Annotated in this window: 24 protein-coding genes, 2 tRNA genes and 2 pseudogenes; 17 read left to right on the plus strand and 11 right to left on the minus strand. The window is 70.4% G+C overall.

Annotation, left to right across the window (positions count from 1 at the left end):
* From ACFYXB_RS18100 to ACFYXB_RS18110, 3 genes are all read left to right on the plus strand, one after another.
* On the plus strand, nt 1-718 hold a 718-nt coding region (locus ACFYXB_RS18100; protein ID WP_389583199.1), incomplete at its 5' end, for an amidohydrolase family protein.
* A 24-nt stretch (nt 719-742) separates the two neighbouring features.
* Nucleotides 743-1246: a DoxX family protein gene (locus ACFYXB_RS18105; RefSeq protein WP_389583202.1), complete on the plus strand. Its 504-nt coding sequence runs from the start codon at nt 743-745 to the stop codon at nt 1244-1246.
* 65 nt (nt 1247-1311) lie between these two features.
* Nucleotides 1312-1833: a MarR family winged helix-turn-helix transcriptional regulator gene (locus ACFYXB_RS18110; RefSeq protein WP_389583205.1), complete on the plus strand. Its 522-nt coding sequence runs from the start codon at nt 1312-1314 to the stop codon at nt 1831-1833.
* 5 nt (nt 1834-1838) lie between these two features.
* Here ACFYXB_RS18110 and ACFYXB_RS18115 read toward each other — a convergent pair whose 3' ends face one another.
* Nucleotides 1839-2306: a MarR family winged helix-turn-helix transcriptional regulator gene (locus ACFYXB_RS18115; RefSeq protein WP_389583207.1), complete on the minus strand. Its 468-nt coding sequence runs from the start codon at nt 2304-2306 to the stop codon at nt 1839-1841.
* Between the two features lie 166 nt (nt 2307-2472).
* The gene (locus ACFYXB_RS18120; RefSeq protein ID WP_389583209.1) at nt 2473-3876 is read right to left on the minus strand and encodes an MFS transporter; all 1404 of its coding nucleotides are present in this window, start codon (nt 3874-3876) and stop codon (nt 2473-2475) included.
* A gap of 94 nt (nt 3877-3970) precedes the next feature.
* Between ACFYXB_RS18120 and ACFYXB_RS18125 the strand changes: the two genes are divergently transcribed.
* On the plus strand, nt 3971-4498 hold the full coding sequence (locus ACFYXB_RS18125) for a winged helix-turn-helix transcriptional regulator (RefSeq protein WP_389583212.1): 528 nt from the start codon (nt 3971-3973) through the stop codon (nt 4496-4498).
* Between the two features lie 128 nt (nt 4499-4626).
* Entirely contained in the window at nt 4627-5484 is an 858-nt protein-coding gene (locus ACFYXB_RS18130; protein WP_389583215.1) for a fumarylacetoacetate hydrolase family protein, read from the plus strand.
* A gap of 12 nt (nt 5485-5496) precedes the next feature.
* On the opposite strand, the gene ACFYXB_RS18135 is transcribed toward ACFYXB_RS18130, so the two are convergent.
* The 3 genes from ACFYXB_RS18135 to ACFYXB_RS18145 form a co-directional block, all read right to left on the minus strand.
* Nucleotides 5497-6363 (minus strand): LLM class F420-dependent oxidoreductase, encoded by an 867-nt coding sequence (locus ACFYXB_RS18135; RefSeq protein WP_389583218.1) that lies wholly within the window; start codon nt 6361-6363, stop codon nt 5497-5499.
* 93 nt (nt 6364-6456) lie between these two features.
* Nucleotides 6457-6969 carry a heme-degrading domain-containing protein gene (locus ACFYXB_RS18140; protein ID WP_389583220.1) on the minus strand — a complete coding sequence of 171 codons (513 nt, stop codon included), beginning with the start codon at nt 6967-6969 and terminating at the stop codon, nt 6457-6459.
* Nucleotides 6969-8054, minus strand: a complete 1086-nt coding sequence (locus ACFYXB_RS18145) for a Gfo/Idh/MocA family oxidoreductase (RefSeq protein ID WP_389583223.1) — start codon at nt 8052-8054, stop codon at nt 6969-6971. The genes ACFYXB_RS18140 and ACFYXB_RS18145 overlap by 1 nt, the downstream gene beginning before the upstream one ends.
* A 106-nt stretch (nt 8055-8160) precedes the next feature.
* Between ACFYXB_RS18145 and ACFYXB_RS18150 the strand changes: the two genes are divergently transcribed.
* From ACFYXB_RS18150 to ACFYXB_RS18180, 7 genes and pseudogenes are all read left to right on the plus strand, one after another.
* Nucleotides 8161-9342 (plus strand): ROK family transcriptional regulator, encoded by a 1182-nt coding sequence (locus tag ACFYXB_RS18150; RefSeq protein WP_389583671.1) that lies wholly within the window; start codon nt 8161-8163, stop codon nt 9340-9342.
* A gap of 510 nt (nt 9343-9852) precedes the next feature.
* Nucleotides 9853-10728 carry a hypothetical protein gene (locus ACFYXB_RS18155; RefSeq protein WP_389583226.1) on the plus strand — a complete coding sequence of 292 codons (876 nt, stop codon included), beginning with the start codon at nt 9853-9855 and terminating at the stop codon, nt 10726-10728.
* Nucleotides 10729-10792: 64 nt separating this feature from the next.
* Nucleotides 10793-11010 (plus strand): annotated as a pseudogene (locus ACFYXB_RS18160) (GntR family transcriptional regulator); the annotation flags it as partial.
* Nucleotides 11002-11202 (plus strand): annotated as a pseudogene (locus ACFYXB_RS18165) (2-aminoethylphosphonate ABC transporter substrate-binding protein); the annotation flags it as partial. The pseudogenes ACFYXB_RS18160 and ACFYXB_RS18165, both read left to right, overlap by 9 nt.
* Nucleotides 11203-11287: 85 nt before the next feature.
* Nucleotides 11288-12067: an HAD-IIA family hydrolase gene (locus ACFYXB_RS18170; protein ID WP_351356825.1), complete on the plus strand. Its 780-nt coding sequence runs from the start codon at nt 11288-11290 to the stop codon at nt 12065-12067.
* Between the two features lie 137 nt (nt 12068-12204).
* Complete coding sequence (locus ACFYXB_RS18175) at nt 12205-12747, plus strand: hypothetical protein (protein ID WP_389583228.1); 543 nt, start codon at nt 12205-12207, stop codon at nt 12745-12747.
* A gap of 14 nt (nt 12748-12761) precedes the next feature.
* Nucleotides 12762-13427, plus strand: a complete 666-nt coding sequence (locus tag ACFYXB_RS18180; RefSeq protein WP_389583230.1) for a class F sortase — start codon at nt 12762-12764, stop codon at nt 13425-13427.
* A 262-nt stretch (nt 13428-13689) separates the two neighbouring features.
* Here the strand turns inward: ACFYXB_RS18180 and ACFYXB_RS18185 are convergent, their stop codons facing one another.
* Nucleotides 13690-14454: an ANTAR domain-containing protein gene (locus ACFYXB_RS18185; RefSeq protein ID WP_389583233.1), complete on the minus strand. Its 765-nt coding sequence runs from the start codon at nt 14452-14454 to the stop codon at nt 13690-13692.
* Nucleotides 14455-14626: 172 nt separating this feature from the next.
* Here ACFYXB_RS18185 and ACFYXB_RS18190 point away from each other — a divergent pair, with 172 nt between their 5' ends.
* Complete coding sequence (locus tag ACFYXB_RS18190) at nt 14627-15655, plus strand: glycoside hydrolase family 6 protein (RefSeq protein WP_389583235.1); 1029 nt, start codon at nt 14627-14629, stop codon at nt 15653-15655.
* A 39-nt stretch (nt 15656-15694) separates the two neighbouring features.
* Here the strand turns inward: ACFYXB_RS18190 and ACFYXB_RS18195 are convergent, their stop codons facing one another.
* The 4 genes from ACFYXB_RS18195 to ACFYXB_RS18210 all read right to left on the minus strand — a co-directional run bounded on the left by ACFYXB_RS18195 (nt 15695) and on the right by ACFYXB_RS18210 (nt 20838).
* Nucleotides 15695-17632: a galactose oxidase-like domain-containing protein gene (locus ACFYXB_RS18195; protein WP_389583238.1), complete on the minus strand. Its 1938-nt coding sequence runs from the start codon at nt 17630-17632 to the stop codon at nt 15695-15697.
* The gene (locus ACFYXB_RS18200) at nt 17629-19581 is read right to left on the minus strand and encodes a glycosyltransferase family 2 protein (protein ID WP_389583241.1); all 1953 of its coding nucleotides are present in this window, start codon (nt 19579-19581) and stop codon (nt 17629-17631) included. The genes ACFYXB_RS18195 and ACFYXB_RS18200 overlap by 4 nt, the downstream gene beginning before the upstream one ends.
* 278 nt (nt 19582-19859) lie before the next feature.
* The gene (locus ACFYXB_RS18205) at nt 19860-20582 is read right to left on the minus strand and encodes a FadR/GntR family transcriptional regulator (protein ID WP_351356844.1); all 723 of its coding nucleotides are present in this window, start codon (nt 20580-20582) and stop codon (nt 19860-19862) included.
* Between the two features lie 182 nt (nt 20583-20764).
* Nucleotides 20765-20838: transfer RNA gene (locus tag ACFYXB_RS18210), tRNA-Lys, on the minus strand.
* A 182-nt stretch (nt 20839-21020) separates the two neighbouring features.
* Here ACFYXB_RS18210 and ACFYXB_RS18215 point away from each other — a divergent pair.
* From ACFYXB_RS18215 to ACFYXB_RS18230, 4 genes are all read left to right on the plus strand, one after another.
* Entirely contained in the window at nt 21021-22307 is a 1287-nt protein-coding gene (locus tag ACFYXB_RS18215; RefSeq protein WP_389583244.1) for a peptidoglycan-binding protein, read from the plus strand.
* 42 nt (nt 22308-22349) lie between these two features.
* Nucleotides 22350-23474 carry an SPFH domain-containing protein gene (locus tag ACFYXB_RS18220; protein WP_389583247.1) on the plus strand — a complete coding sequence of 375 codons (1125 nt, stop codon included), beginning with the start codon at nt 22350-22352 and terminating at the stop codon, nt 23472-23474.
* 109 nt (nt 23475-23583) lie between these two features.
* The gene (locus ACFYXB_RS18225; protein WP_351356852.1) at nt 23584-24189 is read left to right on the plus strand and encodes a lytic polysaccharide monooxygenase; all 606 of its coding nucleotides are present in this window, start codon (nt 23584-23586) and stop codon (nt 24187-24189) included.
* 172 nt (nt 24190-24361) lie between these two features.
* On the plus strand, nt 24362-24823 hold the full coding sequence (locus ACFYXB_RS18230; RefSeq protein WP_389583251.1) for a DUF3592 domain-containing protein: 462 nt from the start codon (nt 24362-24364) through the stop codon (nt 24821-24823).
* Nucleotides 24824-24947: 124 nt separating this feature from the next.
* On the opposite strand, the gene ACFYXB_RS18235 is transcribed toward ACFYXB_RS18230, so the two are convergent.
* A tRNA-Lys gene (locus tag ACFYXB_RS18235) sits at nt 24948-25021 on the minus strand.
* Nucleotides 25022-25053: the final 32 nt, after the last annotated feature.

Raw genomic sequence — 25053 nt, forward strand, 5'->3', positions numbered from 1 at the left:
GACCGTCTCCGACGACAGCCTCGACCGGATCGCCGCACTCGGCGGCGCCATGTCCGTCCAGAACCGGATGTCCTTCCAGGGCGAGGCGTTCGTACGGCGCTACGGCACCGGGGCCGCCATGGAGGCCCCGCCGGTGCGCGCCATGCTGGACCGCGGTCTGCTCGTCGGCGCCGGCACCGACGCCACCCGTGTCTCCTCCTACAACCCGTGGGTCGCGCTGCACTGGCTGGTCTCCGGACGGACCGTCAGCGACCTGACGCTCTACCCGCCGGAGAACCGCGTCGGCCGGGAGACCGCGCTGAGCATGTTCACCCAGGCCGGCGCCCGCCTCACCGGCGAGCAGGACGTCAAGGGCATCCTCAAGCCCGGCTTCTACGGCGACCTCGCCATCCTCGACGACGATTTCTTCACCATCCCGGAGCAGGACATCCCGCACATCGAGTCGGTGCTCACCGTCACCGGCGGCCGCATCGTCTACGCGGCGGCCGAGTACGAGGGCATGGACGAGCCGCTTCCGCCGGTCAGCCCGGCCTGGAGCCCGGTGGCGTACTTCGGCGGCTACCAGGCCACCGTGAAGCCGAGCATTCCGGGCGCGCGGCAGGCCGAGATGCTGGGGCAGGCCGTCGCCGAGTCCGAGGCACACCGGCAGTGGCGCGTCCAGCGCGGCTTCGCCCCCGAGGCCCCGTCCGAGATCTTCGACACCTGCTTCGTGCTGTGACCCAGGCGCTCTGAGGGGAGTGTGATGAACACCGGATTGCTCGTCCTGCGCGTGGTCGTCGGGCTGCTGATCGCCGGACACGGGGTCCAGAAGATCAGCCACCGGCTCGGGGGCCACGGGATCGAGGGCGGTGCGGCGGAGTTCCGGGCGGACGGGTTCCGCGGCGGCCGGCTCACTGCGGCCGCCGCGGGAGGTGGGCAGATAGCCGCCGGCCTGCTGCTGTGCGCGGGGGCGCTCACCCCGCTCGCGGCCACCATCGCGGCCGGCGTCATGACCGTCGCCATCACCGTGAAGTGGCACAACGGGCTCTGGGTGCAGAACGACGGGTACGAGTACCCGCTCGTCCTGGTGGTCCTGCCGGCCGTGCTCTCGCTCACCGGACCCGGCCGCTGGTCGGTCGACCAGGCCCTCGGCCTGCTGCCGTGGGCCCCCTGGTGGACCGCCGTCGCCGTCGCGCTCGGCGTGTGCAGCGGGCTGATGACCCGCGCCGTTCTCGGACGGCCGGGCCTGCAGAGCCCTGACCATTGAGAGTCGGGAATAAACGACGGGAACATTTGCGCCATCGGGGCGTTGAAAGTTGTATGGAAAGCGAAGTGAGGGTGCCGGAGAGCGCCGCGTCTCCGGCCCCCGCCGTGCCCGCGGGGGGCCCGGACGGTGACCAGGGCATCGACCGTGAACTGCTCGACTGGTGGGCGCTGGTGATGCAGGGCTTCCAGGTCACCCAGGACTCCCTGGTGGGCGAGCTGTCCCGGCGCTTTAACCTGGGCCGGGGCCTCGCCGACGTGCTGCTGCGGCTGCTTGCCGCCCCGCAGCGGCGGATGCCGATGTCCCGCCTCGCACAGGAGGCGGGCATGTCCAGCGGCGGGTTCACCAAGCTCGCCGACCGGCTGTGCGCGGCCGGTCTGGCCCGGCGGGTCTCGTGCGACGCCGACCGGCGGATGACCTACCTCGAACTGACCGACGAGGGTCAGGACACGGCCCAGGCCGTGTCCGAGGCCGTCACGCAGGTCCTGCGCACGCGGGTGGTCACCGCGATCGGACGCGACGGGTTCGGCGAGCTCGCCGCGGCGATGCGCACGCTGCGCGACGCCAACGGTGACGCGCGCCGGCCGTAGCGTCCTCAGTTTCCCTCGGCCGGCACCTCGTCCACGCACCCCATCAGCGCCTCACTGATCTCGCGCAGCTGCAGTACCTGCTCCGGGGTGAGCCGCTCCAGGAAGTGCGAGCGTACGCAGGCGAGTTGGTACGGCGCCGCCGCACACAGCGCGTCCCGCCCCGCGTCGGTCAGCCGGGCGAGGACGAAACGGTGGTCGGCCGGATCGGGGACGCGCTCCACCCAGCCTTCGTCCTGCGCGCGGTCGACCAGATGCGAGAGCCTACTGGTCGAAATGCCCATGGTGCGGGCCAACTTGGTCAGACAGACCTGCCCGTCGGGGGCTTCCGCGAGCCAGGTCAGCATCTCGTAGTGGATCTGCCACATGCCCGTCCGCCGGCGGAACTCCTGTCCGACCTGCTCGGTGAGCCGGCGCGCGGCACTGCTGAACGCGCGCACGGATCCGTCGAGAACGACCGGCTCGATTCTGTCCACAGGAACCCCTCGGCGAGTACGGCGACTCCGTTGTCTCCGGTGCCACCCAGCCCGCAATACTGACTGCCTGCTACAACAAAGCCGACCGGCCGATGCTTCCCGCCGCCGGCCCGGTCTCCGGCCGTGGAGCGGCGGCTTCATCCCGTTCTCCCGGCGTGGGGGCGTCTCAGTGGGCCCGCCGGGACCCCACGGCCACGCCGAGCGCGCCGAGCAGGGCCAGGCCGGACATGACGACGATCGCGACGTCCATGCCGTGGGCGAGCCCGCTGCCGGAGGACGTCGCCAGCGCGATGGTCAGGGCGACGCCGGCGCAGGAGCCGATGTAGCGGAAGGTCTGCTGGGCGCCGGAGCCCATCGCGGCGCGCGCGGGCGGGACCGACTCCACGGAGAGCAGGGGCAGCGCGGCGTTGAGCAGGCCGCTGCCGATGCCGCCGATCATCAGGCCGGGCAGCAGCCGGGGCCAGGAGCCGGCGTCGAGCGCGCCGAGCATCGCCAGGGCGCCAACCGCGTGCAGGGTGAAGCCGATGGCCAGTTGCAGGCGGGGTGTCACGCGTCCGGCCAGCCGCTTCGCCTGGAGCGCCACTGCGAACGACAGTCCGGACCACAGCAGGAGCAGCCAGGCCGTGTCCAGGGGGGACAGCCCGAGCGTCCGCTGCAGCACGGCGGGCAGGAAGCTGAACAGACCGATCACGGCGAACCCGGTGACCAGCCCGCCGGCCGAGGAGACCAGGAAGCGGGGGCTGCGGAACAGGGAGAGGTCGATCATCGGCGTCGCGACCCGGCGTTCCACCACCGTGAACACGCCGAGCAGCAGCACGGCCGCCAGCAACAGCAGCCCCACGGGCGCCCGCAGCCAGCCGTCGCGGCCCAGGGTGAGCGCCGCGACGAGTGCCACCAGCGCGAGGCCGAAGGTGAGGGCCCCGGCGACATCGGGCCGACCGCCGCGCGGTGAACGCGACTCGGAGAGCTTGCGGACGCCGAGCGCGGCCACGAGCAGTGCCGCAGCGCCCAGGACGCCGTACGAGATTCGCCAGTTGGGCATCGCTCCGGCGACCAGGGGGCCGACGGCGATGCCGCCGCTGACGAACGCGCCCCACACGCCGGTGGCGTGCAGCCGGCCGCGCGGGCTCGGGAACGCCGCGACCAGCAGACCCAGGCTGCTCGCGAGGACGGCCGCGCTGGCCGCGCCCTGCGCGACCCGGGCGAGGGTGAACAGCCAGGTGGTCGAGGTCAGGCCGCCGAGGGCCGTGGTGATGCCCAGCGCCAGGGTGCCGGCGAGGAAGATCCGGCGGCGCCCGTAGTCGTCGGCCAGGCTGCCCGCCACCAGGAGGAGCGCGGCGAGGCCGAGCGGGGTGCCGTTCAGGAGCCATGCCTGGGCGGACAGGGAGGTGTGCAGGGCGGCGGCCGTCTCGGGGAGTGTGACGAGCGGGGCCGTGTACGTCATCAGGGCCACGGCGGTCGCGGCGCTGGTCAGGGCGAGGGTGGCGCGCTGGTGCGGGGGCGCTTCGGCGTAGCTCTCGCTGATGGTCTTGGCGTCGTGCCTGGTGTCGTGTCCGGTGTCAGACCCCATGAGGGTTCTTTCATTGAACCTAGTCATGGGAGTACCCTAACACCGTAGGTTCAGTGAATGAACCAACCTGTCGGAAAGTCGCTAAGGTGGAGCCATGGCACTGGGCAAGGACTACGCGACACAGGAGTGCTCGATCGCCCGCGCGCTTGAGGTCGTGGGCGAGCGGTGGACACTGCTCGTCGTCCGCGACGCGATCTACGGCGTCCGGCGCTACAACGACTTCCTCACCCATCTCGGCATCCCGCGCGCCGTCCTCTCGGCCCGCCTGAAGACGCTCACCGAGGAGGGGATCCTCGAGAAGCGCCGCTACCAGGACTCGCCGCCCAGGGACGAGTACGTCGTCACCGACCGCGGCATCGCCCTGTGGCCCGTACTGCGCACGCTCGGCCGCTGGGGCCGCGAACAGCTCATGGACCACCGGCTGCGCCACTTCCTGCACGCGAACTGCGGCACGGAACTCGACGACAACGACGTGTGCCCGGCCTGCGGAACCTTCGTACCGGTGGCGGACGTTGTCATGACACCGGGCACGGGCCTCGACCCCGACCCGGCGGACCCGGTCAGCAGGGCGATGCTCAAGCCGAAGAGGATGCTGGAACCCATCGAGACGGGTCAGGGGTAGGCCGGGCCGGTTACGGTCCAGTACCTGAACCGGGTATTGCGGAGTGGACTTGGACCTTGGAGGATCGACCAGTCCTCCGATGGCTGCACACATCGGTCGGGCGCCCGCGATCGAGGGAGATGGTGACGATGAAGCTGCTGCGAGTCGGTACGGCGGGAGCGGAGCGGCCCGCGCTGCTCGATGCCGAGGGAGTCCTGCGGGACCTGTCGGAAGTCGTGGACGACATCGACGGGGCGCTGCTCGCCGACGCCGCCGCGCTCGGCCGGGTGCGCGCGGCTGCCGACGCCGGATCGCTGCCCGCGCTGGACGCGGAGGGGCTGCGGATCGGGCCGCCCCTCGCCCGGATCGGAAAGGTCGTGTGCATCGGGCTGAACTACCACGACCACGCCCGCGAGACGGGGGCCGAGCCGCCAGCCGAGCCCGTGATCTTCTTCAAGGCCGCGGACACGGTCGTCGGCCCCGATGACACCGTGCTCGTGCCGCGCGGCTCCACCAAGACCGACTGGGAGGTGGAACTGGCGGTCGTCATCGGACGTACGGCCCGCTACGTCGAGTCGGCCGAGGAGGCGCTCGCGCATGTCGCCGGGTACGCGGTCGCGCACGACGTGTCGGAGCGTGAGTTCCAGATCGAGCGCGGCGGGACCTGGGACAAGGGCAAGAACTGCGAGACCTTCAACCCGCTGGGCCCGTGGCTGGTGACGGCGGACGAGGTGCCCGATCCGCAGAACCTTGCGCTACGGCTGTGGGTCAACGGGGAGTTGAAGCAGGACGGGACGACGGCGGAGCAGATCTTCCCGGTGGCCGAAGTTGTGCGGTACGTCAGCCAGTTCATGACCCTTTACCCCGGGGACGTCATCAACACGGGGACGCCTGCCGGGGTTGCGCTGGGCCAGCCCGAGCCGAAGCCGTACTTGAGGGCCGGGGACGTCGTCGAGTTGGAGGTCGAGGGGCTCGGGCGTCAGCGGCAGGAGTTCAAGCAGGCCTGAGCCCCTTCTGCCTCAGAACAGAAGGCCGGCCAGCCTGCGCCACGTCTCGCGCGGCAGGTTGTCCCTATGTTCTCCGTCCACCACCTGGATCGCCACATGGTCCGCGCCCGCCTCCAGGAACGCATTGATGCCGGCGCGGATCCTGTCCTCGTCGCCCCATGCGTACAGCGCGTCGATCAGGTGGTCGCTGCCGCCCGCGGCGAGGTCGTCCTCGGTGAAGCCCAGACGCAGGAAATTGTTCGTGTAGTTGGGGAGGGCCAGGTACATGGCCAGGGCCTCGCGGGCCAAAGCGCGGGCCCGGGTCGGGTCCGTTTCCGGGATCACCTTGAACTCCGGGGCCAGCAGCGGGGCTTCGCCCAGGATCTCGCGGGCCTGGGCCGTGTGCTCGGGTGTGACCAGGTAGGGGATCGCGCCTGCGGCCCGGTCGGCGGACAGTTGCAGCGTCTTCGGGCCCAGGGCCGCCAGGACCCGGCGGTCGGCGGGTACGCCGGCCTCGTCCAGCGCGTCGAGGTAGTCGACCAGTGCCGAGTACGGGCGCCGGTACTGGTCCGCCATCTTCGCGTGGCTCACCCCGAGGCCGAGTACGAAGCGGCCGGGGTGGGCCGACTCCACCTCGGTGAAGCCCGCCGCGCTGGTCTCGGCGTCGTACTGCCAGATGCTCTGGATGCTTGTGCCGACGGCGAGGCGGGAGGTCCCCTCCAGCAGGGGTACGGCGTGGTGCGGGGCGCTGCTGCCGCCCAGCCAGACTGCTCCGTAGCCCAGTTCCTCCAGTTCGGCGGCTGCCTCCCCGAGCTCGGTGCGGCGGGCCGGGTCCTCGGCGCGGAGGCCGACGCTCCAGATGCCGCACCGGCCGACTGATTCCTTGAGGGCGGTGCTCATGGGGTTGTTCCCTCCGGGTGGGTGTCGTTCCAGGATCCGTCTTCCGTACGAGAGTCCCAACCGGAGGGGGTCCCCGGGTTAATCCCCGGTCGTTCAGTTCTGCGCGTCGACGTCCAGGAAACGCTCCAGCGCCTCCACCACCAGCCGGTGGTCCTGGAGCTGCGGCAGACCGGAGACGGTGACCGAGCCGATCACGCCCACGTTCTCGACGGTCACCGGGAACGAGCCGCCGTGTGCCGCGTACACGTCGGGGTCGAGCCGCGAGGACTCCTCGAACGTCGTGCCCTTGGCGCGGAAGCGGGCGCCTACCAGGTACGACGCGGAGCCGTAGCGCTCCACCACCCGGCGCTTGCGGGCGATCCACGCGTCGTTGTCGGGCGTGGAGCCGGGCAGGGCCGTGTGGAAGAGCTGCTGGCCGGCCCGGTGGATGTCGATGGCCACCGGCGCCTGGCGCTCCCGGGCCAGTTCCACCAGCAGGGAGCCGATGGCCCACGCGTCGTCGTATGTGAACTGCCGGAAGACCAGTCGGCGTTCCTGCGCCTCGAGTTCCTCGATGCTCGGGGTGATCTCGGGGGCGAACTTCGGGGTGATCTGCGGGTGGTGCATCAGAGGGTCACCGTCTCTCCGTCACGGGCGGACCGCTGGGCCGCCTCCAGTACGTCGAGGGCGTCGGCCGCCTCCAGCGCGGTCACCGGGTTGGGGCCGGCGCCGGTGAGGGCCTGGGCCACGGCCGCGTAGTACGCGGGGTAGTCGCCGGGCAGGGTCGGTACGGGGGTGCCGCCGCCGGTCAGCGGGGACTCCCCGGCGCCGACACGGCCCCACATGGCCTCCGGCTCGACGCCCCAGCCCGCGTCGGCGCCGGGCCGCCCGCCTTCGCGCAGCGCCGCCTCCTGCGGGTCCAGGCCGTACTTCACATAGCCCGCGCGCGAGCCCAGGACCCGGAAGCGCGGGCCGAGCTGGGCGGCCGTCGCGGAGACGTAGAGGTGGGAGCGGACGCCGTTCCAGTGCGTGAGCGCGATGAACGTGTCGTCGTCGGTCTCCGCACCCTCGCGGCGCACGACCGCCTCGGCGTACACCTGCGTGACCGGACCGCAGAGGACCAGAGCCTGGTCCACGACGTGGCTGCCGAGGTCGTACAGCAGACCTCCGATCTCTGCCGGGTCGCCGGACTCGCGCCAGCCGCCCTTCGGCTGCGGCCGCCACCGCTCGAAGCGCGACTCGAACCGCCATACGTCGCCCAGCTCGCCGTCCTCGACCAGCTTGCGCAGGGTCAGGAAGTCGTTGTCCCAGCGGCGGTTCTGGAAGACCGACAGCAGCAGGCCGTGCTCCTCGGCATGGGCGGCGAGTGCGCGTGCCTCGGCGGCCGTACCGGCGACCGGCTTGTCGACCACCACCGGCAGGCCGGCCTTGAGCGCGGCCGTCGCCAGCGGGACATGCGTCTTGTTCGGGGACGCGATGACGATCAGGTCCAGCTCGTCGGCGCGGGCGAACAGCTCGTCCGGCGTGGCCGCGACGCGGACGTCCGGGAACTCGGCGCGGGCCTGCCCCTGCCGCTCGGGGTTCAAGGTGACCACCGTGTCGAGAGCGAGGCCGTCGGTCGCGGAGATCAGCGGGGCGTGGAACACGGAGCCCGCGAGGCCGTAGCCGATCAGGCCCACACGGAGGGGGGTGCCAGTCGTACCAGTTGTCATGTGTCCCACTTTCGCAACGCTGTTGCCAAAGTGCAAGTGTTGGAGACAATGGGGCGTGAACAGCGTGAACAGCGTGGATGCGGAGGGCGCGGACGGAGTGGAGGGTCTGAGCAGGGTGGCGGGCATAAGAGGAGCGGCGGCGGGGCCGGGCGGGGCCAATCTTCTCGCCCTGCGCAGTCACAACACCGCGCTCGTGCTCGACCTGCTGCGCACCGCCGGTGCCGAGGGCATCAGCCGGCTCGAACTCGCCGAGCACACCGGGCTGACCCCGCAGGCCGTCAGCAAGATCACCGCGCGGCTGCGGGAGGAAGGGCTCGCCGCGGAGGCGGGGCGGCGGGCGTCGACCGGGGGCAAACCGCGGACCGTGCTGCGGCTGGTGCCGGAGGCGGGGCACGCGGTGGGCGTCCACCTGGACCGAGACGAGCTGCGGGCCGTGCTCGTCGATCTCGACGGGGCGGTCGTGGCGGAGGGGCGGGGGGCCGTCGACCTCGGGGCCGGTGCGGACGCGGTGGTGGAGGGTACGGCCCGGGAGGTGGAGGCGTTGCTGCCGGCGCTGCCCGGGGTGCGCGGCTCACTGCTCGGGGCGCCGGGGCCGCCGGCTGGCGCGCGGGCGGCGCTGCTCGGGGTGGGCGTCGCTCTTCCTGGGCCGCTCGACCACGCGAGCGGGGTGCTGCACCGGGTGACCGGCTTCCCGGAGTGGGACGGCTTTCCGCTGCGGGACGCGTTGGCGCGGCGGCTCGGGATGCCGGTGGTCGTCGACAAGGACACCAACGCGGCGGCGCTCGGGCTCGCGGTGGTGGGGGAGGGGCAGGGGGACAGCGGGTCGTTCGCGTATCTGCACCTCGGCACCGGGCTCGGGGCCGGGCTGGTGATCGGCGGGAGTGTGCACCGGGGAGCACGGACCGGGGCGGGCGAGTTCGGGCACCAGGTGATCCAGCTGGACGGGCCGGTGTGCGAGTGCGGCAACCGGGGGTGCATCGAGGCGCTGTGTCTGGCGGCCGTGGCCCGCGGGGACGTGGGTGAGGCGGCGCGGGTGCTCGGGGCGGGGGCGGCGAATCTCGTGGGGCTGCTGGACATCGACCTCGTGCTGCTGGGGGGCCGGACGGTCGCCGCGACGCCGGAGGCGTTCGTCTCGGGGGTCGGGGCGGTGCTCGGAGAGCAGGCCCTGCGTGAGGGCACACGGGGCGGGGGCGTGCCGGTGCGGGTCGCCTCCGGCGGGGGGTGGGGGGTTGCGGTGGGGGCGGCCCAGTTGGTGGTGGGGCCGTTGTTCGGGCGGGAGGACGGGTGAGGCGGGTCGGGTGGGAGGGGGGACGGGAGAGGCCGCGACTCGGTGTGAACTGCGTGCGGCGGGGGCGTCGTATGGGGTGGGAGGGCGGTGACCGGGGGCGCGTCTAGGTGTGGACTGCGTGCGGCGGGATCGTCGTATGGGCGGGAGGACGGCGCCGGGGAAGCCGCGTCTCGCTGCGAGCTCTGCTCGGCGGGGGCGTCGTATGGGGTGGGAGGGCGGTGACCGGGGGCGCGTCTAGGTGTGGCCTGCGTGCGGCGGGGTCGTCGTATGGGTGGGAGGACGGCGCCGGGGAAGCCGTGTCTCGCTGCGAGCTCCGCTCGGCGGGGCCGTCGTACGGTGCGTGAGGTCGGTGACGGGGGAGGCCACCTCTCGCTGTGAATCCCGCATCGCGGAGCCGCCGTTCGGTCGGACTCGGCCGGTCGTGTGATCCGGGATGCTCCTCCGGAATGGTGTCGCCGCTTTCCCGGATCGGTCCGACATGGTCATGTGTTTATGCGACTGTGCTCGTCCTTGTCCCTCTGCCTAGCCGCAGCCGCCGTCCTCGTACCCGTCACGTCCGTGGGGGCCCGCGCCGACGCTGCGTCCAGTTGCGCCGGTGCGGACGACCGGAACTTCCCGCTGAGCGCCCGGATCCGCGGTGGGCCGCAGTCCTACACGGCCGGGGGCGTGTTCGGCATCTGGTACATCGACCTCACCAACACCACCGACCGCTCCTGCGCCGACATCCACCCGGTCGTCGTGCTCGTCGACGACAAGCGTGCCCTGACCGTCTCCCAGCCCCACCTGGAGTTCTACGACGGCTCGCGCGTCCGCCCCGTGCACTTCGAGGCCACCGACGAGCACGAACTCGTCGGCGCCTTCGAGGGGAGCGGCTTCGGCGGATTCACCGTGGCTCCCGGCAAGACCGTCAGCGTGAAGGTCAGGCTCGCGGTCACCTCCGACGCCGTGGCCAACGAGATCACCGCCAACGCGGCCGTCGTCCAGCGGCACGACGCGGACGGCGACTGGGTCGGGGAGTCGAACGAATACCGGTTCCGGATCGCGAGCGAGGGCGGGGGCGCAGACGGCTCCGCTACGGCGACCCCGGAGCACCCCGGGAGTCCGAGCCCGAGCGCGAGTCCGAGTCCGAGATCGAGCCCGGCCGGAACAGGGACGCCGACCAGCTCCACCTCCGCCGTCACCTCCACCCTCGCTCCCGACGCCAGCCCCGCCCCCACGACCACCGGCCCCTCCTTCCCCTTCGCCGACGAGGCCGCCGGGGCCGCCGAGCGGGCCGAGGAACTCGCTGCCACCGGCCTCGCCGTCGCCCACGGTGCCGCCGCTGTGACCGTCGCCCTGCTCGCCGCCGGCGTGAGCGCGTACGTGGTCAGACGCCGCCGGCGCTGAGCCGGACCCCTCGTCCCAGGGGTCCCCGCCCGGCGTCCCCCGTCCCGTCTGCGACGATCCCTGCGTGGACTACCCGAACGACCAGGCCCCGGCGCCCCCGTCCGCTCCGGCATCCCCGAGCACGGGCGCATCCCCAAGTACTACGCCGTGAAGGCACAACTCGGGGAGCTCGTCGAGGAGTTGGGGGAGGGCAACCTCATCCCCACCGAGCGCGATCTCGCCGAGCGCTTCGAAGTCGCCCGCGAAACCGTGCGGCAGGCCGTGCGCGAACTGCTCACGCAGCAGGCCCAGCAGGAGGTCAGCGAGATCGGCGGCGGCTTCAGCGCACGCGAGGACGTCAAGGCCACCGACGCCAACGCCATCGCCCTCACCGAGCTGATGGACGGCATCGAGGTCTTCGAGCCGGACTGGAGCGACATCGACCAGAACCTCACGTCGTACGTCGAGGACTGGAAGTCCGCCACGGGCAGCTGACCAAGGGGCGAGCGGGACGTTCCCCAAGATCCCGACTGTGTCTAGGCTGGGCTCACGCACGCCCGCGTACGGCAGGAGACGGCAGATGTCTGAACGCAAGCCCATCGAGTCATGGCTCACCGACATGGACGGTGTGCTCATCCACGAGGGCGTGCCGATCCCTGGTGCCGACGCATTCCTCAAGAAGCTGCGTGAGTCCGGCCGCCCCTTTCTGGTCCTGACCAACAACTCGATCTACACCCCGCGCGACCTCCATGCCCGGCTCAACCGCATGGGCCTGGAGGTGCCGGTCGAGAACATCTGGACCTCGGCGCTGGCCACCGCCAAGTTCCTCGAGGCCCAGCGGCCCGGCGGCAGCGCCTACGTCATCGGCGAGGCGGGCCTGACGACCGCCCTGCACGACATCGGCTACATCCTCACCGACCACGACCCCGACTACGTCGTCCTCGGCGAGACCCGGACCTATTCCTTCGAGGCCATGACCAAGGCCGTACGGCTCATCCAGGGCGGCGCCCGCTTCATCGCCACCAACCCGGACGAGACCGGCCCCTCCGCCGAGGGCCCGCTGCCCGCCACCGGTGCCGTCGCCGCGCTGATCACCAAGGCCACCGGCCGCAAGCCGTACTTCGCCGGCAAGCCGAACCCGCTGATGATGCGGACCGGCCTGAACGCCATCGGCGCCCACTCCGAGACCAGCGCCATGATCGGCGACCGCATGGACACCGACGTACTGGCCGGTATGGAGGCCGGGATGCAGACGTTCCTCGTGCTCACCGGCCTGACCCGGCCCGAGCAGGTCGAGGACTTCCCGTTCAAGCCGTCCCATGTCGTCGACTCGATCGCGGACCTCGTCGACCGCATCTGACCAGCCACGTTCCACGGCTGTAGATCATCGAAGATCACGGCTGAAACCCGGTATCACCCGCTCGGAGCAATATGACGCCTCCCTAGGATGCGGATGCGTGTGCGGCGGGGGAGCCTCCAGATATCTGGAGGTTCACGATGGGCTCACTACGCCTCACTCTCTGTACCGGCATCCTGGCCGCCACCGCGTTCGTCCCGACGGCCCACGCGGTGGACGGAGGCGGTGTCCAGTTCACCCCGGCATCCCCCGCCCCCGGCGGCGACATCGGCATGCGTGTCAACGGCTGCTCCACCAGGACGGCTACGGCGGTCTCCGACGCGTTCGTCTCGGACGCCGCGCTTTCGGGCACGGACGGCACCCTCACCGGCGACGGCCGGATCCGCACCACGCTCACCCCCGGCCGCTACGACGTGCGCATCACCTGCGGTGACGCCCAGGTCAATGGCACGGTCACGGTCGCCGGGACCCCGGTGGCCGAGAACGCGCTGTCCCCGTTCACCACGCCCGTGGCCCCCGTGCCCGCGGGCGGCGGCGGCACCGCCGCGCACTTCGCCTCCGTCGACGTCCGCTCCGAAGGGCCCGGTACGACCCAGGCGGTCGTCGGACTCGTCCTGGCCGCCCTCGCCGCGCTTGCCGTCGGGCTCCTTCCCCGGACCCGTCGCGGCCGTGGCAAGGACTGAGGACACGGACCGCGATGTCCGACGGCGAACGCCGGTCCGGCACCGGGCGGCTGACGATGTGCGTGGCCTGGGCCATGCTGCTGATCGGGCTGTGGCTGTGGGGCCGCGAGGTCACCGGCATACGGCTCGGCACGTCCGGGTCCACGACCGGTGACGTGGCAGCGGTGGGCCGGCCGGCCGACGCGGAACTGCCGCCCGCGGCCAAGCCGTTGGCGGAAGCCCTGCCGCAGCGCGTCGACATCCCCCAACTCGGCGTCCAGGCACCGGTCGTCGGCCGCGGACTCGACGCACACGGCGCGGTCGACCCACCGCCCCTCTCCCAGCCCGACCTGGTCGGCTGGTACCAGGCCGGCACCAAGCCCGGCGCGGTCGGCACCGCGGTGCTGGTGGGACACGTCGACACCGCGACCGAACCCGCCGTCTTCTACAAGCTCAGCACCATGCGGCCCGGCGAGACGGTCCGGGTGGTCCGCGACGACGGCAAGGTCGCCGACTTCACCGTGGACGACGTCCAGGTCCTGCCCCGCGACGACTTCGACGCCAGGCAGGCCTACGGCACCCACGAGTCGGGCCGCGCCGAACTGCGCCTGATCACCTGCGGCGGCACCTTCGACCGGGCCAGCAACAGCTACTCGGCGAACGTGGTGGTGTCGGCGTACCTCACGGGAACGGGTGTCTGAGGCCACCCGCACCTGGCCCGGCCGACGACCCGCTCCCCCCGAAAGTCGCCGACCGGGCCGGTCCTCGACCGCGCGCCCGGGTTGCGGGAGTAACCCGGCGACCGGCGCGGGAGGCTGGGAAGCCATGGTGGGTCAACAGCCGGCCGGGGGCTGGGGCCGTCTGGGAAGACTCTAGAACGTCAGGACCTCCCCGGCCTACAGGCAGTTGACGTCGGGTACAGATCCGGTGGCTCTCCGTCATCCCCGCAGGTGCCCCGCGACTCTACGCGGGTCCTCCCGACGCCCCGCCACCCTCGCCGCGCAACTCCGCCTCGTCGACGGACCGCTCGACCACCGCTCGGGCCACCAGATCGAGTGGCATCCGGCGACCGCGCGCATACCGGCGCAGCGCCCCGAACGCGTCGTCGGCGGTCGTGTTCCAGCGCTCGGCGAGCATGCCCTTGGCCTGCTCGATACGCACCCTGCTGGACAGCGCCTCCTGCAACTGCCCGGCCAGCGAACGGTACTGGGCGAACGCCCGCTGGTTGTGCAGCCCGACGGCCGCCGCGTCCGCCAGCACCTGCGCCAACGGCAGCCCCGCCTCCTCCGCCCCGTTGCCGGGCGGCACGAACACATTGAGCGCCCCGAGCAGAGTCTGGTGACGACGCAGCGGAACCGCGTACGTCGTTGCGATGTCGTGCGCCAGTGCCCGCTCGGTGAAGTCCGGCCAGCGGGCGTCCTCGTGAGCGGCCCGGATCGACACCGGCGGCACCGGTCTGCCCGAGCCGTAGCTGTCCCGACAGGGCCCGCCCCCGTGCTGCGCCTCCAGCAATTCCAGGGCGAGACACTCCTGGTGACTGCTGCCCGCCACCGACACGGCCCGCCCCGCGTCGATCAGCATCACGCCGGCCGCCCGCGCCGAGAGCAACTCCACGCAGTGGTCCGAGAGGCGTTGCAGATACTGCCCTGTGTCGAAGCCTTCGGTGAGGGTGTCCGCCGCTTCCAGCAGTGCCGCTGCCAGCCGGATATCCCGGTCGGTGTGGTGCATGACCGCACTCCCCTTCACCGTCTGCCGCTGCGTCGAGGCTTCCGTAGGCGCGCACCTACCCATGTGCGCCGGGCTGTAACAGCTCTCCGACAAGGCCCCGTGCGACCTCGTGACCCGCACGGCGGGTATGTCACGATTGGCACTTGGCAGAGTGCACCCAGGGGGGAGTTGGATGTACGTCAGCAGGGGGGCCCTTTCTCCGGCACGGGCACGGGCGACCGCGGTGGCGCTGGGGGCGGCACTGCTGGTCGCCGGTTGTTCCTCCGCGGACGACGGGGACAAGCCGGACGACGCGGGCGCGAAGATCACCCAACAGCCCAAGGGCGCCGACCCGTTCTGGGTGAACCCGGACGGCAACGCGGCCCGGCAGGTCGCCACCTACGTGAAGAGCGGCGCCAAGTCCGACGCCGAGCAGATCAGAAGGATCGCCGAGCAGCCGACGGGGCAGTGGATCGGCCCGGAGAACCCGGAGCAGGAGGCGCGCGGCTTCACCGAGGCCGCCGAGAAGTCCGACCGGACGGCACTGCTCGTCCTCTACAACATCCCGCACCGCGACTGCGGCCAGTACTCACAGGGCGGCGCGGCCGACGGCAACGCCTACCGCGCCTGGATCGACGGCGTCGCCCGGGGAATCGGCGACCGCCCGGCCATGGTCGTCCTGGAACCGGACGCCGTACTGCACCTGGTGAACGGCTGCACCCCGGACGAGTTCCACGAGGAGCGCTACGACCTCCTCAAGGGCGCCATCGCCAAGCTGAAGTCCCTGAAGAACACGAGGGTGTACCTGGACGCGGGCAACGTCGGCTGGGGCCATCCCGACCAGATCTTCGAGCCGCTCCAGTGGGCGGGCATCGACCGGGCCGACGGCTTCGCGGTCAACGTCTCCAACTTCTACTCCACGCAGGACTCCATCGCGTACGGCAAGCAACTCTCGTCCAAGGTGGGCAACAAGCACTTCGTCATAGACACCAGCCGCAACGGCAACGGCCCGTACACGGAGGGCAATCCGGACGAACGCTGGTGCAATCCGCCGGGCAGGGCACTGGGTGAGCCTCCGACGACGAAGACGGCGGACCCACTGGTGGACGCGTACCTGTGGGTCAAACGCCCGGGGGAGTCGGACGGCGAGTGCAAGGGAGGCCCGAAGGCGGGGGCGTGGTGGTCGACTTACGCGCTGAAGCTCGCCAAGGCCAGTGAATAGGCATGTGGGGCCCTCCGGGTACGAGGGCCCCACGTCGTACTACGGGACCTTCACCCACTGCGCCTTGCTCGGCGTCCCTTGATCGTCATCCACGAACAACATGTACCACCCGGACTGCACCAGATTCCGACCCTCGGGCACGGTCACCGTGACCTTGTCCCCGGACGTCTTGAAGTCAAGGGCGATAGACCGCTGATCAACGTCCGTCACATGCGTGGACGCACTCGGTCGAATCAACCGCACCTTCTTGATCGCGGACGCATGCTGCGAAGGGAACGTCCCGGACGCCCCCCGAGCAATGGTCCGAGGCCCACCGGACAACGACGGCCGAGCCCCTCGGTAGAGATACGGCGGTGTATAGATCTCGATCCGCTGCTCGAACTTCCCCGGCTTCGTGTTCGCCTTGTCCGCGTACAGCGAGTCGGACCCGAAGAACATCACCCGCCCGTCGGGCAACAGGATCGACCCGGAGTGATAGTTCCGCCCGACCAGCGGATCGGCCACCCGGGTAAAGCTGTTGCTGTCCGGGTGATACATCCGCGCCTGCAGGATGTTGGAGTCACCACGCCCCCGGTAGTCCTCCGAGCCCCCCGACACCAGCACGGTGTCGTCGGGCAGGATCGACGACTGCGGATACCGCGTGCCCTTCTCCAGCGAAGGCCCGTCCACGAACTTCGGGCTCGCCGCCTTCAGATCGATCAGCCGCGTCTTCCTGCTCGACAGCTTGGACTCACCGACCCCGCCCCCGCCGATCACCATGTACTTCTCGTTCTGCGCCGGAGGCAGCAGCACGGTCCCGGACGTCTCCATCTCCTTCGCGTCGCCGAGCCCCGGCAGCTTGGTGAACTTGTTGGTGTCCACGTCCCAGATGCCGGGCTCGCGGCCCACGTTGTCCGGCCCGTAGCCCGCGTTGGAACCCGAGTAGAAGATCTTCCCGTTCTGCATCAGGAACAGCGCCGGGTAGGTCGGGAACTGCCGGATCTTCGGCGTGTACGTCCACTTCTTCGTCTTCGGGTCGAAGACCTCGTTCTTGCCCGGCACAAGCTGCCCGATGTCGTCGAGCCCGGAGACGCTGAGGATCTTCCCGTCGGACAACGTGGTGAGCGTCGGGTACCAGCGGGCCTCGTTCATCGGGTCGACCTTGATGTACCTCTCGGCGACCGGGTCGAACTCGAAGGCGTCCCTGATCCCCTGGAAGTCCTTCTTGTCGAGCGCGAGCTTCTGCGCGATGCCGTACGTGTTGCGCGCGTCGGTACCGGTCAGGCCCTGCACCCGGTAGTTGTCCTGGGTGCCGGTCTCGTACTCGGTGCCGCTCTTCCTCGCCTCGACGTAGATACGGCCGAGACCCGGGTCGTTGCGCAGGAACGCGCCGGTGTTCGGGTCGAAGACCTTCTTCGCGCGCGGCACGAGGACGGGGTCCTTCGAGACGAAGGTCTTGCCGTTCTCCCTGCCGGTGAACGCGGTCCCGGCGGGCAGCGTGATCGGCTTGTCCGGGTTCTCGTTGTGCACGACCATCAGCCCGCCGGCCTTGGTGACATCGCCCTTGAGCTTCTCGTACCGCTTGGTGCCGCCCGCGATCAGCAGGTTGCCGTTGGCCAGTTGGGTGTGGCCGGTGCAGAACAGGTCGCTGGGCGTGGGCACCTTCTTGATCGTGCCCTTGACCGGGTCCCAGATACGGGTGTCGAACCTCTTCGCGTCGAAGTTGTCCTGGTTGTTGCCCGAGCCCGCGATGAGCAGCACCTTGCCGGTGTGCAGGAGCGCCGCGTGGATGGTGTCCTGGCGGTACTCCTCGGGGAACTCGATGATGTCCCAGTGGCCGTTCCCGGCCTTGTACTCGGGCTTGTTGATCTTGTACTGGTGGTATTTCTCGGTCCCGAAGCGGTACAGCCACGGCCCGTTCATCCCGGCCAGCGCGAGTACCACCGCCGTGCCTATCGCGAGTCGGCGAGCACGGCGGCGACCGGCACTGTCGTTCATTCCTTACGTCCCCCAAGTCCACCCATGGCGATCTGCACGGTCTGTTCGTCGCCCCCGTTCGTGGCCGTCCAGTGCGGCCGCTGCTGCGGGGCGTGCGCGGCGTACGGCGCCGGTACCGCGTCCTGCGGTTCGGTGACCACCGCGGCCGCGGTCTTCCTCTGTTCCTGGCGCAGCGTGTAGCGCCAGGCGAAGATCGGGAAGGCGGTGATCAGCATGGCGAATGCGGCCCAGGTGATCATCGCCGGGTGCGAGTGCCCATAGACGAAGCCGGCGGCGAGTGAACCGCCGAAGACCAGGATGAAGAACCAGTGGATGCGGAACGTCCCGAACAGCGTGTCGGGGCTCGCCGATTCGCCCTTCGGGGTCACCACGAACTTGCTCTTGCGGCGCAGTACGGCGTCCATCAGCGAGCGGGCGTAGATCGGCGCCGACAGCGCGGACATGACCATGCCCGCGACACCGCCCGAGCCCTCCGGCTCGTGCGGGGAGACATTGTGGCGGCGGTTCCAGATGTACAGGCCGATCTGGAGGGCGGAGGCGTTGCCGTAGAGCATCAGCCACACGGTCGGGTCGATGTTCACACCGGATGCGCCGAGGCCCAGGAACAGCGCGCAACTCAGCGCTGCCAGGATCCAGTTGAGGGCGGACATCGGATAGAAAATGATCATCATCGTGTAGTTGAAGAGCTTGCCGGGCGGCAGTGAGAAGAAGCCCTTCCAGTACTGCTTGAGGATCGTCTCGTACGTGCCCCGCGACCAGCGCAGCTGCTGGGTGAAGAAGTCCGTCCAGGCGTTCGGCCCCTCGCCGACCGCGAGCACGTCCGGCGTGTAGACGGACTTCCACTTGCGGCCCGTGGCCGGGTTCTTGGCGCGGTGGATCTCGAAGCCGGTGGCCATGTCCTCGGTGATCGAGTCGTACAGGCCGCCGATCTGCTTGAGCGCCCTGATGCGTACGGCATTCGACGTGCCGACGAACATCGGGGCGCCGTACCGGTTGCCCGCCCGCTGGATCAGCGCGTGGAAGAGGAACTGCTGCGACTCGGCGGCCTTGGTGACGAACGTGTCGTAGTTGCCGTACACCTGCGGGCCGATGACGAAGCCGACGTCCGGGTCGCGGAAGTAACCGAGCATCCGTTCCAGGTAGTTGGGCAGCGGCACATGGTCGGTGTCGACGGAGGCGAAGAAGTCGTACGCGTCGCCGTGCGCCTCGAGCCAGGCGTTGTAGTTGCCGTGCTTGGTCTTGGCGCGGTGCGGGCCCTTGGGCTGGTTCCACTGCGGAACGCCCTTGCGGGTGAAGTGGTGGACGCCGAGCCGGGCGCAGACCTCCTTGACCGCCGGGTCGTCGCCCTCGTCGAGCAGCCAGACGTGCAGGAGGCCCCGGTGGCGCAGCCGTACGGCCGCCTCCAGGGTCTTGGCGACCATCTCCAGCGGTTCCTTGCCAGGCACGAAGGAGGTCAGGAAGGCGACCCGCGTGCCGGTCTCGGGGACCACCGGGACGGGATCGCGGGCGACGAGCGTGGCGTGGGCGTTCGACAGCACGTTCAGGCAGCGGAAGAACTCGATCAGACCGATCGAGACCAGCATCACGATGTCGAGCGCGGGCAGGAAGTCGTAGGCGGGGTAGTCGCGTTCGGTCCAGTGATCGGGCTGGAGCAGCCAGGCCAGCAGGACCAGCGACAGCAGCGGTGCCGCGCCGAGCATGAGCGCGGCGCGGATGCGGTGCGGCTCCTGGGACAGCAGCGAGCGGTACTGCACCCGGTACGGCCTGGCCGGGTCGGGCTGGGTGAGGGTGCCCGCGAGGCGGCTGTAGTGCTCGTAGTCGTATCTCGGCAGGTTCTTCTTGATCCGGCGGAACGTCCCCGTGTTTCCGGTCCGGTGTGAAGGTATCCGGAGCTGTGTCGTCTGTGACGGGTCGTGGTCCGGCCGGGCGCCCTTCGGCGTCGACGTCATGAGTCATCCCCCCACACGCAGGTCGGCGCGCGTGTCTGTGGTGTCGGTGATGGGCTGCGGTCACCACGTCTTTCTCACTCCGTAGACATGGAACCGCGACCTTCCGGTTGCATGATGCCCCCCTCGGCATCGGCTCTTGAACGGGGCACCTTCCCCCGCAGACTCGGCAACCGGTTTACTCTCTACCCCCCAAGTGCCGCGAATCCACAGCAGCTTGAACATCCAGGGTTCTACGGTGTTCAGCTTGATCGCAAGATGCGAAACGCTGTGTTAACCGGTCATACGGGCTCATTGTGGCGCGTGTGGGGATCCTGTGGACCCGTCGTGCGGGCGGGCGACAGGCGGGCACGGATGTTGCTGAAGTGATCTCTTATGGCCTCCTCCGCCCGTATGGAATCGCCGGACCGGACCGCGTCCAGGATCTCCCGGTGCTGCCGGCAGGTGACCTGCGGATCGTGCGGTACGACCACGAGGTCCCGCTGTACGCGGTGGAAGGCGTCCCAGAACGCCTCCAGTACCTCGCTCAGCAGAGCGTTGTCCAGCCCCCGGTAGAGGGTGGCGTGAAACGCCCGGTCGGTCTCGGCGAGGCCGGTTCCCTGCCCGGCCTGCTGTTCCATACGGTCCACGAGGGCCGTCAGTTCAATCAGGTCCCGTTCCGGGAGTCGTCCGGCCAGCCGGGAGACCAGTCCCGTCTCCACCGCCTCGCGCAGTTCGAGCAGTTGGAGCAGCGAGTCCTCGCCGCGGTAGTGCCCGGCGACCGTGCGGAAGGCGAGGCCCTCGATCATCGGTGCGAGGGTCATCGGGCCGACGTAGGTGCCGAAGCCGTGCCGTATCTCCACGATGCCCATCGCCTGGAGCGCCTTCAGTGCCTCGCGCACCGAGTTCCGGCTGGCGCCGAGGAAGCGCATCAGTTCGGGCTCGGTCGGCAGCGGGGCCCCGGAGGGCAGCCGCCGGTCGACGATGAGCTTCTTGATCCGCTCCTGCAGGTCTCGGGCAGCCATGGCCAGAGGGTATCCGGCCAATCGGGGGGAAGCCCTGGTTCCGGCTTCACGATTCCGGTCACAGCGGCTCCGGCCCGGGGGTGTGGGTGGCGGAGCCCCCGCAACGCGCGGCGAAGCCGCGCAAAAACAGAGATGGCGAGGAGATTCGCGCTTTCTGCGAACATGCCTCGCCATCGTCGTCGTGCGCCGCCAGGGACTCGAACCCCGGACCCGCTGATTAAGAGTCAGCTGCTCTAACCAACTGAGCTAGCGGCGCCTGCTGACACCGAGAACTTTACCGGACGGCCGAGGGTGCACCCGACCACCGGTCACCCGGGTGACGATTGCCGTACATCATTCATCATTCGGACCGTCAGCATGCGCGTCGGGAAGACAGTTGACAAACTGATCTTTGTGCACAGATGCGAACATTTCAGAACGGAATGTGAGGGGGGTCTCATGGCGACTCCGGTCTTCGAGGAATTTGAGCCCGTGAGCGACTGCGACTGCCCCGGATGTGTTCACTGGCGGCGGGTGAGCCCCGGCGCGCTGCCCGGCCGGTTCGGCGGTCACCCGGCCGCCCGTCACGCCCTGGTCGTGGCCGCCGCCACGTCCGCCGCCCTCGGCGCGGGCCATGTGCCCCCCGCCGTCGCGGCCGTCCCGCTCGCCTCTCACCGGCCGGCCGCCCCCGTGGACCCGGAGCCCGACACCCCGCAGGGCGTCAGGGCTCCGTTGCACGGCACCGGCGGTGTGGCCACCACCCCGGCCACGCTGCCCACGGCCACCCGCACGGAGATCATCAACCGGGCCAAGACCTGGATCACCGCCAAGGTGCCGTACAGCATGTCGAAGTACTGGTCCGACGGTTACCGGCAGGACTGCTCCGGCTTCGTCTCGATGGCCTGGGGGCTGCCGGGCAACGAGTGGACGGGCAGCCTCGCCCAGTTCGGCGTGAAGATCAAGAAGGCCGAGCTCCAGCCGGGCGACATACTGCTCTTCCACAACCCCGACAACCCGCAGAACGGCTCGCACGTCGTCATCTTCGGAGGCTGGACGGACTACACGCACACCTACTACACCGCCTACGAGCAGACACCCCCGAAAGCCCGCAAGCTGGCCACCCCGTACGCCTACTGGAGCAACTCCAGCAAGTACGTCCCCTACCGGTACAGGGCCATCACGTCCGGCGCGGCGGGCGCGCAGCCGGGCGGCAGCACCAAGGCCGGCCCGTTCCCGGGAGCCGCGTACTTCGGTCCGGGGGCGAACAACAAGTACGTCACCCAGCTCGGCGAGATGCTCATCGCGCACGGCGCCGGGTCGTACTACACCCAGGGCCCCGGCCCGCGCTGGTCGGACGCGGACCGGCTGGCGACCCAGGCGTTCCAGAAGGCCCAGGGCTGGAGCGGCGCGGACGCGGACGGGCTGCCGGGGCCGAGTACCTGGGAGCTGCTGACCACCGGAAAGGGCAAGTCCATCGCGAAGTCCGGCAAACCGGCCTCGAACGGCGTCCCGGGCTACCCCGGCAAGAGCATGTTCCGCCCGGGCGCGGACAACGAGTACGTCACCCAGCTGGGCAAGCAGCTGGTGAAGAAGGGGTACGGCCGCTACTACACCACCGGGCCGGGACCGCGCTGGAGCGAGGCGGACCGGCGGGCGGTCGAGGCCTTCCAGCGCGCTCAGGGCTGGCGGGGTGGCGCGGCTGACGGCTATCCGGGTCCCGAGACCTGGCGGCGGCTCTTTTCTTGACCCACTTTCCTGACACATCTGGCGCGGAGGCTGGAGGCAGGTATGAGTACGAGCACGTCACACACGCCCGAATCCGAGGGGCCCAGGGACGGCGGGCCGATCCGGCCCGCCCGGCTGATCCAGAACGAGGTGACCACCGAGATCCCCGTCCATCTGTTGTTCCGTGACGACACCGAACCGTTGTCGGTGCCGCTGAAACCCGCGGTCATCGCCCGCAGACAGGGCACGGGCGAGCAGCCGCGCCTGCGGCGCCCGGCCGCGGCCAAGGTCAGACCGGTGCCGCAGGTCGACCCCGAGCTGGAGGAGTGCCGGGCGCGGGTGCTGCCCGGCGCGGCGGGGGTGCTAACCGGGGCGTGCGGGGTGGTCGGATGCGTCGCCACCTCGTGGTGGGCCGGGGTGCTGCCGCCAGCCGTCGTGCAGGCGTTGGGGCTGCCGGCGTCGGCGGGCGCCGGTCTCGGTCCGCTCCAGTGGGCGGCGTACGCCGGGGCCGGGGCGCTCGGCCTGGTCGGCTTCGGGGGGCTCGCCCGGGGCACGACCGGGCGGGCCTGGGTGCTCGGCCTGTTCGGTCGCTACCGGGGCACGATCCGGCGCACCGGTCTGCTGTGGGTCAACCCGCTGCTGCTGCGCCGCCGGGTCGACGTACGGCTGCGGCACTGGCGCAGTGAGCCGATGCCGGCGGCCGACGGCAACAGGGTCGCGCTCAGGGCGGTGGTGCTCGTGGTGTGGCGGGTGCGGGACACGGCGCGGGCCGTGCTCGGGGTCGAGGATCACGAGCGGTATCTGCGGGAGTGCGTGGAGGCGGCACTCGCCCGGGTGCCGGTGGAGCTGCCGGGCGGGGCGCGGGGTTCGGTCGAGGCGGCGCAGGAGGCACTGACCCGGCTGGTGGCGGCGGAAGCCGGCGCCATCGGTCTCGAGGTGTTCTCGGTGCAGCCGGTCCGGGTGGAGTACGCCCCGGAGGTGGCCGCCGCGATGCACCGCCGCCGGATCGCCGCCCTTGACGCCCGGCAGCGGGCCAGCATGCTCACCTCGGTAGTGGACTCGGTGGAGGACACGGTGACCCGGCTGACCATGCGCGGCCTGGTCGAACTCGACGACTACGAGCGCAAGGTGCTGGTGCGGGACCTGACGGTCGCGTTCTGCTCGGGACGCACGGAACCGGTGCCTTGAACTCGCCTCCCATTGGTATGGACATGTTCAATAGACGGCAATAATCTGGGACTTGGTCTAGACCTGCACGCCTCACTGAACTTCCCCCACGTTCTCCAGGAGCGGCAGCATGCGCACACAGACCAAGTTGTCCGCCGCCGTGGTGGGTCTGGCCACCGTCGGAGCCATCGTGCTCTCGTCCGGCGGTGCCAGCGGTCACGGCTACACCGATCTGCCCATCAGCAGGCAGAAGCTGTGCCAGAACGGCACGGTGACGAACTGCGGCGACATCCAGTGGGAGCCGCAGAGCGTCGAGGGGCCGAAGGGCTTCCCGGCTTCCGGACCCGCCGACGGCCAGATCTGCAACGGCGGCGTGAGCCGGTTCGCCCAGCTCAGCTCGCCGACCACGCCGTCCGGCGGCGCCTGGCCGACGACGAAGGTGACGGGCGGTCAGAGCTACACGTTCCGCTGGCAGTTCACCGCCATGCACGCGACGACCGACTTCAAGTACTACGTCACCAAGCAGGGCTGGAACCAGAACCACGCCCTGGCGCGCTCCGACCTCAACACGACCCCGTTCCTCACGGTGCCGTACAACGGTCAGCGCCCGCCGTCCACGCTCTCACACAGCGGCACCCTGCCGTCGGGTCTGAGCGGTCACCACGTCATCCTCGCGGTCTGGACGATCGCCGACACGGGCAACGCGTTCTACGCCTGCTCCGACGTCACGTTCTGACCCCGGCCCGGGGAGGGTCCACGCGCGCCGGCACGGCGGTGCCGGCGCGCGTACCCGCTGGTCGCCCCCCGTTTTTCTGAGCTTCGCTTGAGCGATCCGGCAGCGCCGGGCGGGTACATACCCGCCACGCCGGCCGCTCAGGGCCCGGCGTACTGCGTCTCGGGGGGATCTCATGGAAGCTCTGTTCTACGTCATACCCGTGCTCATGATCGCCGCCGCCGGCTTCGGTATCTCCAGGGTGCTCGGCCGCTCGCGGCGGATCAGCGCCGCCTGGAACAGCGGGGTCACGGCGGAGGGTCGCTGTCTGCGGTCGTACACGACGACCAGCGGCGGGGGCGACTCGACGGTGCACACGACGATGCACCACGTCTACGAGTTCACCACCCATGAGGGCCGTACTGTCCGCTTCGACGAGGAGAACGGCCCGGCGACCGTGCTCGCGGGCGACATCGTCACCGTGTACTACGTGCCGGAACACCCCGAGCACGCCACGGCCCACCGGCCGGCCCGCGGCAAGCTCGCGGCGGGCACGGGCTGCCTGGTCGGCTGCCTCGGCGTGTTCATCGCGCTCTGCCTCGGCTTCATGATCGCCGCCCATCTGATCATCTCGGCCGCGCAGGAACAGCTGCCGTAGCGCCGGGTGCGGGAGACAGGGGGTGTGGGTGGCGGAGCCCCCCACACCACGCGGCGAAGCCGCGCAAAACAACGATGGCGAGGGGGTTCGCGCTTTCTGCGAACACACCTCGCCATCGCCATCGTGCGCCGCCAGGGACTCGAACCCCGGACCCGCTGATTAAGAGTCAGCTGCTCTAACCAACTGAGCTAGCGGCGCATGACTCCCGCCGTCCGCGCTGTGCGGGCGGC

It is taken from the genome of Streptomyces sp. NPDC002619 (assembly GCF_042889305.1).
Taxonomy (GTDB): domain Bacteria; phylum Actinomycetota; class Actinomycetes; order Streptomycetales; family Streptomycetaceae; genus Streptomyces.

Excerpts from the sequence above, each read along its gene's own strand:
- ACFYXB_RS18145 (WP_389583223.1), bottom strand. The coding sequence starts at position 8,054 with ATGACAACTGGTACGACTGGCACCCCCCTCCGTGTGGGCCTGATCGGC.
- ACFYXB_RS18175 (WP_389583228.1), top strand. The coding sequence starts at position 12,205 with ATGGGCTCACTACGCCTCACTCTCTGTACCGGCATCCTGGCCGCCACC.
- ACFYXB_RS18215 (WP_389583244.1), top strand. The coding sequence starts at position 21,021 with ATGGCGACTCCGGTCTTCGAGGAATTTGAGCCCGTGAGCGACTGCGAC.
- ACFYXB_RS18130 (WP_389583215.1), top strand. The coding sequence starts at position 4,627 with ATGAAGCTGCTGCGAGTCGGTACGGCGGGAGCGGAGCGGCCCGCGCTG.
- ACFYXB_RS18225 (WP_351356852.1), top strand. The coding sequence starts at position 23,584 with ATGCGCACACAGACCAAGTTGTCCGCCGCCGTGGTGGGTCTGGCCACC.
- ACFYXB_RS18220 (WP_389583247.1), top strand. The coding sequence starts at position 22,350 with ATGAGTACGAGCACGTCACACACGCCCGAATCCGAGGGGCCCAGGGAC.
- ACFYXB_RS18105 (WP_389583202.1), top strand. The coding sequence starts at position 743 with ATGAACACCGGATTGCTCGTCCTGCGCGTGGTCGTCGGGCTGCTGATC.
- ACFYXB_RS18135 (WP_389583218.1), bottom strand. The coding sequence starts at position 6,363 with ATGAGCACCGCCCTCAAGGAATCAGTCGGCCGGTGCGGCATCTGGAGC.
- ACFYXB_RS18200 (WP_389583241.1), bottom strand. The coding sequence starts at position 19,581 with ATGACGTCGACGCCGAAGGGCGCCCGGCCGGACCACGACCCGTCACAG.
- ACFYXB_RS18180 (WP_389583230.1), top strand. The coding sequence starts at position 12,762 with ATGTCCGACGGCGAACGCCGGTCCGGCACCGGGCGGCTGACGATGTGC.
- ACFYXB_RS18190 (WP_389583235.1), top strand. The coding sequence starts at position 14,627 with ATGTACGTCAGCAGGGGGGCCCTTTCTCCGGCACGGGCACGGGCGACC.
- ACFYXB_RS18120 (WP_389583209.1), bottom strand. The coding sequence starts at position 3,876 with ATGGGGTCTGACACCGGACACGACACCAGGCACGACGCCAAGACCATC.
- ACFYXB_RS18125 (WP_389583212.1), top strand. The coding sequence starts at position 3,971 with ATGGCACTGGGCAAGGACTACGCGACACAGGAGTGCTCGATCGCCCGC.
- ACFYXB_RS18185 (WP_389583233.1), bottom strand. The coding sequence starts at position 14,454 with ATGCACCACACCGACCGGGATATCCGGCTGGCAGCGGCACTGCTGGAA.
- ACFYXB_RS18230 (WP_389583251.1), top strand. The coding sequence starts at position 24,362 with ATGGAAGCTCTGTTCTACGTCATACCCGTGCTCATGATCGCCGCCGCC.
- ACFYXB_RS18205 (WP_351356844.1), bottom strand. The coding sequence starts at position 20,582 with ATGGCTGCCCGAGACCTGCAGGAGCGGATCAAGAAGCTCATCGTCGAC.
- ACFYXB_RS18195 (WP_389583238.1), bottom strand. The coding sequence starts at position 17,632 with ATGAACGACAGTGCCGGTCGCCGCCGTGCTCGCCGACTCGCGATAGGC.
- ACFYXB_RS18140 (WP_389583220.1), bottom strand. The coding sequence starts at position 6,969 with ATGCACCACCCGCAGATCACCCCGAAGTTCGCCCCCGAGATCACCCCG.
- ACFYXB_RS18170 (WP_351356825.1), top strand. The coding sequence starts at position 11,288 with ATGTCTGAACGCAAGCCCATCGAGTCATGGCTCACCGACATGGACGGT.